The organism is Streptococcus sp. SM3, from assembly GCF_027497875.1.
In genome coordinates this window covers 1-12,330 of sequence record NZ_JAJNSA010000074.1, presented here as the reverse complement: position 1 = coordinate 12,330, position 12,330 = coordinate 1, and the positions used below count along the sequence as shown (strand labels likewise).

General features: G+C 41.4%; 9 protein-coding genes and 1 pseudogene. 2 read left to right on the top strand and 8 right to left on the bottom strand.

Features of this window, described 5'->3' with window-relative positions; all coding sequences use genetic code 11:
- The 3 genes from PAN06_RS10240 to PAN06_RS10230 form a co-directional block, all read right to left on the bottom strand.
- Window positions 1-1,549, bottom strand: a 1,549-nt coding sequence (locus PAN06_RS10240; RefSeq protein ID WP_269796234.1) for an Ig-like domain-containing protein, incomplete at its 3' end; no start/stop codon positions are given.
- A gap of 162 nt (window positions 1,550-1,711) precedes the next feature.
- Window positions 1,712-3,715, bottom strand: a complete 2,004-nt coding sequence (locus PAN06_RS10235) for a DUF2079 domain-containing protein (RefSeq protein ID WP_269796233.1) — start codon at window positions 3,713-3,715, stop codon at window positions 1,712-1,714.
- Between the two features lie 114 nt (window positions 3,716-3,829).
- Window positions 3,830-4,519 (bottom strand): gamma-glutamyl-gamma-aminobutyrate hydrolase family protein, encoded by a 690-nt coding sequence (locus PAN06_RS10230; protein ID WP_269796232.1) that lies wholly within the window; start codon window positions 4,517-4,519, stop codon window positions 3,830-3,832.
- 272 nt (window positions 4,520-4,791) lie between these two features.
- On the opposite strand from PAN06_RS10230, the gene PAN06_RS10225 reads away from it, so the two are divergent.
- A complete protein-coding gene (locus PAN06_RS10225; protein ID WP_023919779.1) occupies window positions 4,792-5,808 on the top strand; it encodes an NAD(P)H-dependent glycerol-3-phosphate dehydrogenase in 1,017 nt (338 codons plus the stop codon).
- Between the two features lie 45 nt (window positions 5,809-5,853).
- Window positions 5,854-6,762, top strand: coding sequence for a UTP--glucose-1-phosphate uridylyltransferase GalU (galU, locus tag PAN06_RS10220; protein WP_023919781.1), 909 nt, complete (start codon window positions 5,854-5,856; stop codon window positions 6,760-6,762).
- A 63-nt stretch (window positions 6,763-6,825) separates the two neighbouring features.
- Here galU and PAN06_RS10215 read toward each other — a convergent pair whose 3' ends face one another.
- From PAN06_RS10215 to PAN06_RS10195, 5 genes and pseudogenes are all read right to left on the bottom strand, one after another.
- Window positions 6,826-7,125 carry an LPXTG cell wall anchor domain-containing protein gene (locus tag PAN06_RS10215; protein WP_268930489.1) on the bottom strand — a complete coding sequence of 100 codons (300 nt, stop codon included), beginning with the start codon at window positions 7,123-7,125 and terminating at the stop codon, window positions 6,826-6,828.
- Window positions 7,126-7,878: 753 nt separating this feature from the next.
- Window positions 7,879-9,462: pseudogene (locus PAN06_RS10210) on the bottom strand (C69 family dipeptidase); the annotation flags it as partial.
- Between the two features lie 413 nt (window positions 9,463-9,875).
- A complete protein-coding gene (locus PAN06_RS10205) occupies window positions 9,876-10,553 on the bottom strand; it encodes a rhomboid family intramembrane serine protease (RefSeq protein WP_269796231.1) in 678 nt (225 codons plus the stop codon).
- Window positions 10,537-11,076 carry a 5-formyltetrahydrofolate cyclo-ligase gene (locus PAN06_RS10200; RefSeq protein ID WP_269796230.1) on the bottom strand — a complete coding sequence of 180 codons (540 nt, stop codon included), beginning with the start codon at window positions 11,074-11,076 and terminating at the stop codon, window positions 10,537-10,539. The genes PAN06_RS10205 and PAN06_RS10200 overlap by 17 nt, the downstream gene beginning before the upstream one ends.
- A gap of 108 nt (window positions 11,077-11,184) precedes the next feature.
- The gene (locus tag PAN06_RS10195) at window positions 11,185-12,318 is read right to left on the bottom strand and encodes an N-acetyldiaminopimelate deacetylase (RefSeq protein WP_070464994.1); all 1,134 of its coding nucleotides are present in this window, start codon (window positions 12,316-12,318) and stop codon (window positions 11,185-11,187) included.
- Window positions 12,319-12,330 lie beyond the last annotated feature (12 nt).

The window sequence follows — 12,330 nt, the reverse complement described above, 5'->3', positions numbered from 1 at the left end:
TTGTTGTTGAAGTAGTTGTTGTTGGCTCTTCTGTTGTTGTTGAAGTTGTTGTTGTTGGCTCTTCTGTTGTTGTTGAAGTAGTTGTTGTTGGCTCTTCTGTTGTTGTTGAAGTAGTTGTTGTTGGCTCTTCTGTTGTTGTTGAAGTAGTCGTTGTTGGCTCTTCTGTTGTTGTTGTTGAAGTAGTCGTTGTTGGCTCTTCTGTTGTTGTTGTTGAAGTAGTCGTTGTAGTTGTAGTTGTTGTAGTAGTTGTTGTTGTAGTTGTTGTAGTCTTTTGGTCTACAATAGTTTTAGCAACTGGAGCTTTTGGTGTTGTGAATTCACCAGCTTCAACTACAGTATCAGCTGCCAAGTCATAACCTTCTGGAGCTTTGATTTCTTTGATGATGTATTTGTCACGCAAGATGTTCTTAACAGTGAACTCACCATTAGCATCTGTATCAAACTCACCGATGATATCTTGGTTAGTTGCACGGATAACTTGGAATTTCGCACCTTTAAGTGGACCATTCTTCTCGTCTACTTTTGTTACTTTAATACTGAATTCATAACCGATACCTGTACCACCAGCGATTTGGATGTTGACACCATTTTCTGCATTATTACGTTTATCTTCGGGATTTAAACCATCACCTCTGATAGTTGCAAGGTTTTTAATTCTTTCTCCATCAACAGCAGTATAGTTTATATCAGCTTGGTATTCTACTACAAAGTGGTCGTCCTTCCCAAGGTTACCAAAGTTGATAGAGAATGACGTATCAGTTGCATTTACAGTATAGTCAGCCGTAACGTCTTGTGGGTTTTTAAGAGTCCATTTACCACCAGCATATTCCCAAGTACCTTTGAGGATCTTGAAGCTTCCTTTACGATAAGTAACTCCTTTTGATTGGAGCGTATCAGAAACCACTGCATTGTTGATTACTTGATTTGTTCTGTTGATATTGATTCTGTATCCAAGTTCTTTGTTGTTGTTAACAGTCCACCCAGATTTAAAGATTGGGAAACTATTACCAACGTCACCAACTTTACTTGTTACCTTACCAGTGAATTTCACTTTATCGTTAACAGAAACCTTAACTGGCGCTTCACCATCGTTAGGGAATTTATCTTTGTTAACACCAGCGTAGAAGAAGAATGAACCTGAAACGTCATTTTTCTTTTGAACAAATTCAGTAAATGTCAAGACAATCTTACCAGTTTTTGCATCAACTTTCGCCTTGGCAATCAAGTTGTTTTCCTTTGGATCTGTAATATTAGGATCTCTAATCTCAAAATCTTGAGATTTGATGTCAATTGGAGAAGCAATAACTACTTCCGTCGTATCTCCCGCTTTAACGTCTTTTCCTTCCAAAGCAAACTTTGCATTAAGACGGAAAGTGTCCCATTGACCAAGACCGGTTGCTAATTCTTCACCTTTGCTATTTTGGATCTTGATCTCCGTGATGACATCGACTTTTTTAGACGTTTCCGCCTGTACAGTTTTAGAAAAAAGTGTCAATGACACAATCAATAGCGAACAAACTATTGACAAAAAAACTGCTAACTTTTTCATTTTTTCTCCCTTTCTAGGCTGATTTTTTATAAATCAACGCATATAATATAGCAAAACATAGTGAGAAAGTCAAGATTATTGAACAAAAAATCCATTTTTTGTAGATTTAAGGGCTATTTGGCTTGTGAATTTTTTCTAAGTAACTCTTCCTCCTTCAAACAGTTATTTTTCCAAAATCAACACATCTTTTGTAGATAAGTTGCTTTCTTTATACCCTGATTCTTTATAGAGATTTAGAGTGGCTGTTTCAGAATAGCCATTTTTTTCCTCTTGCATTTCCCTTGGAACTACCACTATGTCAATCTTAGAATCAAGCTTTTTGTCATTATGGTAGAAAATATCATACAATTTTTCATGGCTTCGAAGACTCGGCGTATAGCCACCTGCTGCTAAGACCGCTTTATCTTTAGGGATAGCCTGCAGGGTCTTTTCGAGCCCATCAAAATAGTCTTTACGTGTTTGATAGTATTGGATTTCAAAATTCCAGTTATGCGTAAAACTATATAGAATGGCGCTTGAAAAAATGATGGAAGAAGCTAGTAGAGCCACCAAAATATTATCTGATGCCAACTGGTTCTTGCTTAATTGATCGATAGACAATAAAGCCATCAAAAACAGAAGCGTGACCGAACCATAGCTATACTGAAAACCAATATCATATTGGTAAGGCCAATCCATCAATAAATTAATGAGAAAAAGGGGCAACATCAGAAAATAGGTAGACCAACGTCGCTGAATCAGTGGTAAAAAGCTAAAAGGAAATAGGACCAAAAAGAGGTAGCCAAGTCGTTTCGCTGTAAATAGACTTCCCAAAACATAAAGCGGATTTAGGACTACATTTTTCACAACCATCAGGAGACCGTTTTCGCCACTCAATAATAGATTATTGTATCGGGAAACCATGGCTCCTTCGCCATATCTTGCTAAGAGGAACATGGCAAATGCAAAATAAAGTATCGGTAAGGCGAACAGGCTGAGATACAACCACTTTTTAAACTTGGCCTCGAAGATAAAACGATGTTGAAAAGCAAAATAAAGTCCTAAGGACAGCACGTAGACAAAGGCATCCTCTTTCACAAAAAGGAGCAACAAGGTGAACAAGATAGTTCTTCCACGCCACTGAGAAATCAGGCTGTAGAACAACCAGAGTAGTAATGGTGGCAAAAAACAATTTTCATGCAAATGGAATCCACCACTCGTTGTCATGACCGGAGTCACAAAAAAGAGGGCAAGCACGAGCGGCGTCATGACTTTTGGCAATTGTATTTTCTTTAGAATCAAACAAAGCGGGATAACTGCAGAAAATACAATCACTGTTTGAGCGATATCTAACGTTTCCACATAAGGAAATAGCATATAGAAGGGCAAGATCAAATAATAAATTGGAGAAATATGGACTCCGAAATGCGATAAGGCCCTATCTCTTTCAAGGGTGGTGACTTGTGAAAAATCATGTCTCATTCTCTCAAACATCTGCGAAAAAATTCCAATATCAAAGGAAGACACCGCATTGGCTTTAATCTTATAATAGGCCACAACCGATAGATAGATCACGTAGAAAATACCACTGATTATTGTCACCACGGTGAGTCTGCGAACCCAGGTTTCATTGACTTTAGCCAAAGAAACCTTATAGAGAACGAAACCGATCAGGACGGCAACGATAACGGCTACTAATACTGGCCAAATCAAAGTAGGCAACTTCGATTCAGAAATCGTAAACGTAAAGATTCCCAGTTCCTTATCTTGAAGATTGGCACTGGTTTGTAGCAACAATTTCGGAAAAGACAAGATATTTACCGCTAAGAAGATATAAGCGATTGTTTCTTTTCTTAAATAAAAATATAGAAACAAGACCAGTGAGAGCAACACTAGGCCCAATGACATAAAGAGACTCGGACTTTTCAAAATAGAAATAAATAGGATACCTGCCGCGAACCAGAGATTCAATTTTTGTATGCAGATATACTTCTTGCTCTCCGTCAAAAACCAAAGAATAGGATAACTAACGAACAAAGCAAGGACCGTATGGGTCCATCCCACTTTACCAAGTTCTAGAAATAATTCCTTTGTTGAAAAACTTAATAGATTGACCATCATGGCCACAAAATAAGAACCTAGAAGCAACCATAAATAGTTACGGTTCAGTGTCTTAGCAAGTTTCATTTCTATCAATACCTCCCAATTGTAGTTCCTATTCTAGCACAAAACCCTTACTATTTCTAGATAGTAATAACCATACCAAAAGAGAGGTTGGTACCAGTCCAACCTCTCTTTTTCTTATAATTCCTGTAATAAATAACGGAAGAGTTCTAAATTCCCTTTTTCTTCATTGACCAAGTATTCTGGATGCCACTGCAAGCCCATAATCCGATGGCCGTCTACTGCTTCAATGGCTTCGATGGTGTGATCGCGCGGATCAAAGGCGGTCGCACGGAAATTTGGCGCGAGATCCTTGATACTTTGACGGTGCACAGAATTAATCCGACTGGCCTGCCCAAAAAGCTGCTCTACCACACTGCCTTTTTTAGTCTGGATGGAATGGGAAGTCCCAAATGGAAGTCCTTGCCAATGCCCTTCGATCTCTTGGTTGAGTGTTCCTCCAAAAGCCACATTGATCAACTGAACCCCACGGCAAATTCCTAGAACCGGTTTGTTTTGGCGTACTGCTTCCTTCAGTAGGGCAAGCTCAAATTGATCCCGTTCGATATTGTAATCATCGCTCTCGATGGTTTTTTCTTCACCATAGAGACTAGGATCGACATTTTGGCCTCCACTTAAGATCAATTTGTCAATCGTTTCAACATAGTCCTTAACCAAGGAAAGATCTCCCATCGGGATGACCATTGGAAGCCCACCTGCTTGACGGATTCCTTCCGCAAATTGACTAGACACGGAGGAATGAAGGTTTTTCCCTTCCGGGTCAACCGGACAGAGATTAGCGGATACTCCAACAATTGTTCTGCACATATTCATTCCTCCTTCATTTTAACTACTACTTATCTTACCACCCATTAGTGATAGTGTCTAATATGTATTTTTTAAAACCGTGATAGATTTTATTTATCACCCTCACCTTCCTCACAAAACAATTGATGATCATACAAGTTTTTTTACCTATATTATGTTAAAATAGAGAGGAAAATAGAATCGTCCTTCAAGGCACACATTAGGCTGTTTCGAAGGCGCAAGCGCTAGATTCCTAGCCTTGTTGAAAAATAGACATAGAAATGGAAGATACAATGGAAAAACAAACCGTTGCAGTATTGGGTCCTGGTTCATGGGGAACAGCCCTTTCACAAGTCCTCAATGATAACGGCCATGAAGTCCGTCTCTGGGGAAATATCCAAGAACAAATCGATGAAATCAATACCGCTCATACCAATCAACGCTATTTCAAAGATATCGTTATTAGCGAAGACATCACTGCTACGACTGATTTGAAAGCAGCTTTGGACGGTGTGGACGCTATCCTCTTTGTCGTTCCTACAAAGGTGACCCGTTTGGTGGCGAAACAAGTTGCTGAAACACTGGATCACCCTGTAACAGTCATGCATGCTTCCAAGGGACTAGAACCTGGTACACACGATCGAATTTCTCAAATCCTTGAAGAAGAAATTCCTGCTTCTCTTCGCAGCGAGGTGGTGGTCGTTTCTGGACCAAGTCATGCAGAGGAAACTATCGTACGGGACATCACCCTCATTACAGCTGCCTCAATAGATTTAGAAGCTGCACGTTATGTTCAAGAACTCTTTAGCAATCACTACTTCCGCCTGTATACCAATACCGATGTCATCGGGGTGGAAACTGCTGGAGCCTTGAAGAATATCATCGCTGTCGGAGCTGGGGCCCTGCACGGTCTTGGTTATGGTGACAATGCCAAAGCAGCTATCATCACGCGCGGTCTCGCTGAAATCACGCGCCTTGGCGTTAAGCTAGGAGCTAGCCCCTTGACCTATAGCGGTTTGTCTGGGGTTGGTGACTTGATCGTTACCGGTACTTCTGTTCACTCTCGCAACTGGCGAGCTGGGGATGCTCTCGGACGTGGCGAAAAATTGGAAGACATCGAAGCCAACATGGGCATGATCATTGAAGGGATCTCTACGACCAAAGTAGCCCATGAACTGGCGCAAGAATTGGATGTCTACATGCCGATTACACAGGCCATTTACCAAGTCATCTACGAAGGAAAAGATATCCGTGAAGCCATCCACCACATGATGAGCAATGAATTTAAAGAAGAAAACGAGTGGAAATAAGTCAACCACTCTAACATCAATCCTACCTTTTAGAAAGGAAACTATATGACTAAAGTTAGAAAAGCAGTCATTCCTGCGGCTGGTTTGGGGACACGCTTCCTCCCAGCTACCAAAGCTTTGGCAAAGGAAATGTTGCCAATCGTTGACAAACCTACGATCCAATTCATCGTAGAAGAGGCTCTGAAATCTGGAATTGAGGAAATTCTTGTCGTAACAGGGAAGGCCAAACGTTCGATCGAAGACCATTTCGATTCTAACTTTGAATTGGAATACAACCTCGAGCAAAAAGGTAAGACTGACTTACTCAAGTTGGTCAATGATACAACAGCGATCAATCTTCATTTCATCCGCCAAAGTCACCCTCGAGGTTTAGGAGACGCTGTTCTTCAGGCGAAAGCTTTTGTTGGGAATGAGCCTTTTGTTGTCATGTTGGGAGATGACCTGATGGACATCACCAATGATGATGCCTTGCCATTGACCAAACAATTGATGAACGACTACGATGAAACCCATGCATCCACTATCGCTGTGATGGAAGTCCCTCACGAAGAGGTTTCTTCTTACGGTGTGATCGCACCTCAAGGTGAGGGCATCAATGGTCTTTATAGCGTTGAAACTTTTGTCGAAAAACCAGCTCCAGAAGATGCACCAAGTGATCTCGCCATCATTGGCCGCTATCTTTTGACTCCAGAGATCTTTGACATTCTTGCAAATCAAGAACCAGGTGCTGGCAATGAAATTCAATTGACGGATGCGATCGACACCCTCAACAAGACCCAACGAGTCTTTGCCCGTGAATTTAAAGGCCAGCGCTACGATGTAGGTGACAAATTCGGCTTCATGAAAACATCGATTGATTATGCTTTGAAGCATCCACAGGTTAAAGAGGATCTCAAACAGTATATCATTGATCTTGGAAAACAATTAGAAGAATCTGAACAAACTGCAGACTAAAAAAGAAGGAAGAGAGATTTCATTCTCACTTCCTTTTTTGTTATATATTATAAACTGTATCGTTTAATGAGTTCTACGTTTTTCGATGTAGTAGCCAAATCCAAAAACTATCAAAAGAACTCCGCCTACCATTGTCGCAATGGAAATACTTTGACCGGTTGATGGTAATTTTTTCTCACCTTTCTTCTCTTCAATTTTTGCTACAGATTTATAAACTACACCATAAGTTGAGAAATGAGAGGTTGTAAATGTTACGGCTGACTTATCTTCATTTAGTTGGAATTGGAAGGATTCCAATTGACCATTTTCACCGATACCATAAACTGCTTCTACTTCTTTTTGGCTATTTACTGGAATGGTCACAACAGTTGGACTAATTTGATGTACAGGATTATTTTGGTTCGATAATTGAATATTATATGCCTTGTACTCTTTACCAGCTAGTTCTTTGACATCTTTCAAAACTTCAACAAGAAGACTATAGCCACCTTGAGCAAAATCAGGGTTTTGCAAGACGATACCTGTTGCCTGGTCTACTAAAATATATGAATTTGTTGGTAAAACTGGGCGACCAACGGTACTAACACTGTTGCTATTTGTAGGAACAACAGTAGTTGTACTACTTGGTGTTGTTTCTTCCTTGCTTGGCTCTGTACTTGTTTCAGTGCTTGGTTTCGTTTCTTCCTTGCTTGGTTCTGTACTTGACTCAGTGCTTGGTTTCGTTTCTTCCTTGCTTGGCTCTGTACTTGCTTCGGTGCTTGGTTTCGTTTCTTCCTTGCTTGGTTCTGTACTTGCTTCGGTGCTTGGTTTTGTTTCTTCCTTGCTTGGTTCTGTACTTGACTCAGTGCTTGGTTTCGTTTCTTCCTTGCTTGGTTCTGTACTTGACTCAGTGCTTGGTTTCGTTTCTTCTTTGCTTGGTTCTGTACTTGATTCGGTGCTTGACTTCGTTTCTTCCTTGCTTGGTTCTGTACTTGCTTCGGTACTTGGTTTCGTTTCTTCCTTGCTTGGCTCGGTACTTGATTCTGTGCTTGGCTTCGTTTCTTCCTTGCTTGGCTCGGTACTTGATTCTGTGCTTGGCTTCGTTTCTGCCTTGCTTGGCTCGGTACTTGATTCTGTTGGATCCTTATAGTCATCTGGCAAAGATGCACGGTATGGATCATCTGTACGACCTGCTTCTTTAAGAGTTGCAGATAATTCAGACTCATATTGCTTGAATTGTTTGAAGAGACGTTCAGACCGAGCTAAAGCATCCTCAGTCACTTTATCTTCAACTGCTTTTGCTGCAGCTTCATCAGCTTTCAAAGCTGCATATTTGCTATCACTAACCTTCTGTTCAATGATCAATTGTTCTTCGAGAGCTTTCCAGTGATTTTGAATCGATTTTCCAAAGAGGTCTTGATTATTGATGGCCATCTGGTCAATATGCCATACTGTCCAATACCATGAATTTGGATCATAAGTTGCTGTTTGAGGTTTGAAGGCTTCGTAAGTATCTTTTAGATTACCATAGAATGGAACATAAGGAGTGTTCCGAGATGGTCCCATACCAAGCCATAACGTACCACCAAATGATTTTGGAAGGTTTGGATTGATTTGGTAGACATGGGCATCGATGACATTTTCGTTTCCTAAAGCATACTTGTATTGGTCTTTACGAACAGCATCATTGCTACCATTATCCCCTTGTTTCTTGACACCAATTTGATCGTCTGGAACAAACCGACCATTCAAATGTTCAAAACGGTTGCGTTGGAGAGCAAAGGCATCTTCCAAAGTAAATTTCTTGTTTGGATCTGTTGGTGAGCGGAAGAGTTCGTATTCATCATCTTCATAAGTCACTTTTGATTTTGGATCCAAAAGAGTGATTCCTGCGTAAGTACGTGAACGGTCTCCTTCAGCATATTTTTCTGGTCCATAAGATTTAGCGATATGGAAGTTACCATCTTTGTCTGTCTTGTAGTTACCAGATTCTTTGGCTACTTTTTCGACATCTTTCGAAGCGATCACATTTTCCTTGTCATTCAAATCCACATGACCAAGGTAGTAGGTATTTGCAAAGACTGCATATTTGTCTTCTGGGACTTTTACTGCTACATATTGGTGACCAGAAAGAATTTCCATGTACCAAGTTTCTTTCTGGTCCGCAATAACAACTGTATTCCCCTCAGCTGAACCTTTTTCTTCAATGACTTTCGCAAGTAATTCGATTCCTTCGCGAGCAGACTTAACGCGTGGTAACACTACGTCCAACATAGCAGCTTCTGGAATTCCGTTTTCTGTCAACGGGTCAGTCTTCAAGACTTTTTTGTTTGGAATTGCTGTAACAGTTGAGGTCATAGAAACACCGGCTTCGTTAAATCCGTGTTCACCAAAAGCACCGTTACTACCATCTCCACGAGCAGAGTCATAAGTCGCTGTGTATTTCATTTCACTAGCAGCATGTGGATAGGTAAAACCATTGGATTCGTCTTCCAGTTGATCCCCTTCCTTATAATTCTTTGCATCAACAACCACATAATTCTTGTTGTGCTTGCCACCATTTGGATAGTAAGGGTAGTCTTCTGTCCGACCAAAGAGAGTGGTCCCATCCTTGGTCAATTGCCGACCAATGATAAAGCCACAACAGGCTTGAACGGCTTGAACTGGTAGGAGCAAAAATGTCATTGCTACCAATGAAAGTTTAAACAACCATTTCTTCATGGCAAATCTCCTTTTCGAATGTCCCTTTTAAAAAAGGCACTATTCCTGATTTTTTATACTCCTAGTCTACCTCTTTTTAGTTATTTTTGCAAACGCTTACCAGACTTGTTTTTATTCTATTTTTTCCTAAATTATCTTTCTATCAACTCATTTCTATGTAAATTATATATATTTATTGAGATTTCAAACAATTTTCTGTTAGTTTACGATTGCACTACATTTTTTAGGAAAAAAAGAGAGTGGGACAGAAATCGGTAATTCGTTAGAATTCGATTTCGTCGTCCCACCTCCGCACAGTTGAGTAGGGCTGTAAAAGCTGATGAAATCAGCGTAGTAGAGCCCACTCAACCACTGCGTCTTGCTCGACAATCCAAAAACAATTAAGAGGCTAGGACTTTTGTCCTAGCCTCTTCTTAAAATAGAGTCAAGATTTTACCTAAGAAATAAAGCAAAAGCAAGAGATAAGATAGGGCAGCACTCATCTGATAGGTTCGGTTCATAAAGAGAGCTTCCCCTCTTACTGGAAAGACATAAGCCAACATGACCCCAGCTACTAAGCCACCGATGTGCCCCGCCATACTGATTCCTGGCATGAAACTAAAGATCAAATTGACCACAATCAAGCTGGTATAGGACTGACTCAAGTGGCGAATATAGGGACTTTGGACAATAAAGCGCAGAGCACCAATGGTCCCAAACAGTCCAAAGAGGGCTGTAGAAGCTCCTGCCGCAATCACATCTGGCGTAAAAATAGCAACAAAGACATTGCCCATCATGCCCGATAAGAGATAAAGAACCAAGAAAGCCTTGGAACCAAAGAGATCTTCTGCCAAACGTCCCAAGTAATAGAGGGTGATCATATTGAGCACAAAATGTTCTAGGCCAATATGAACAAATGTAGCTGTCACGATTCGCCATAACTGGCTAGGATCGACTTTCACAACCTCTCCAATAATACCACCGCTATAGTAAACAGCAGCACCTGTTTGGTAGTCCCCTCCAAATCGGATAAACATGGAAAGAAAGACTGCCGTTGTGACGAGCAATAAGATGCTGGTCACAGGATAACGACGATCAAAGAGTAACTTCATAGACTAGCACCTCCTGAACTGCCTGATCAAAAGTATCTGGCTGAAAATCCTTCTGCTGAATGGAATAAATCGTACTAACCGTTTTTCCAGTAAAATCTTCCAAATAACGATCATAATAGCCACCACCATAGCCAATTCGGTAGCCTTTTGACTGGAAGACCACGCCTGGTACATGGATCAGATCAATCTCTGACTTATCCACAAGCTTTCCTTTTTCATTGGGCTCCAGCAAACCAAAGCGTGTCTTTTCCAAAATATTAGGATCGTATTCCACAAATTCCATTCGCCCTTGTGGATAGGTACGGGGAACACAGACGCGTTTTCCAAGTTGAAGAGCTGCTTGGATCAAGCCAGCTGTGGAAACTTCATGGTCAAAAGACAGATAGGTCGCAAGGGTCTTTGCCTCCTGAAAAGCTGGTAGCTCCAAGAGGCGCTGAGTCAGCCCTTCATCTGCTTGAGTTTTCACGGATTCTGGCAACTGTTTCATGGCTGCAATGGTTTCTTTTCGTAGTGTTTTCTTCATGCCTACTCCTTTTGTCTAGCTTTTATTGTATCATTTTTTAGGAAAGATCCGAACAGTTTTTATACAACAAAGAAAAAATCCAACTCCAGACGGAGTTGAATCAATCCTTTATTGGTTAGCCTTCATTTTCAAAAATTTACCAATGTTTTCCACAGCAAAGGGAAGGGCGGCCTCATTGGGGCTCATCTTTGGATGGTGCAAGGCATAAGGGGTATCAATCCCCAACCAGAACATGACACCGGGGACCTTGCTCAAGAGAAAGCCGAAGTCTTCTCCTGTCATCGCAGGCAGAATATCAATCAGGTTCACGTCTTCCTCAGCTGTGAAAAAGTCCATGAGTTCTTTGGCCAATTCTGGTTGGTTTTCCACAGGCAGGTAGCCTCCTTGCTTGAGTTCCAGGTCCAATTTCACATCAAAGGCTGCTGCAACTCCTTCTGCAATGGCTTTGACCCGTTTTTGAGTCAAAAGATTCATCTCCATGGTCAAGGTCCGAATGGTCCCATGAAGGAAGGCTGTCTCAGCGATCACATTATTGGTTGTCCCTGCATGCATGGAACCAAAGGTCACCACAGCACCTTCAATCGGATCGACATTTCGACTCACGACCGATTGGACTTGGGTAATGAAGTAAGAGGCTGCTACAAGTGCATCATTGGCCTCATGTGGAAAGGCAGCATGCCCTCCCTTACCTGTAAAGGTAATCTTGACTTCACAGGTCCCCGCAAAAAGGGTACCCGTATTGGTCGCAATGTCTCCCACCTTCAAATCAGGGCGCACATGCAGACCATAAAATTCATCAGGGAGCCAGTCGCCAAAAGCATTGTCCTTATACATGAGCATTCCACCAGCTTCATTTTCTTCAGCTGGTTGGAAGAGAAAGAGCAGGTTATTTTTGGGTTGTACTTGGACCAGTTGATCCAAAAGTCCAAGGGCTGTCGTCATGTGCATATCGTGACCACAAGCATGCATCCGTCCTTCGTGCTTGGAGGCAAAATCAAGGCCCGTTTGTTCCACGATCGGTAAGCCATCGATATCTGTCCGCCAACCAATGGTTTTTTCAGGAGCAGACCCATGGAGATAAACCAGGATCCCGGTCCGCCAAGTCCGTTGCTCGACAAAGTCCTTGCCCGCTGTGATCTCTGCGATTCGCTCTAAGAGGTAGGCTTGGGTTTCAAATTCTTCCAAGCCAATTTCAGGGATTTGGTGCAAATCCCGTCTGATTTTGATTAAGTCCAATGTCATCGTTATCTTCTT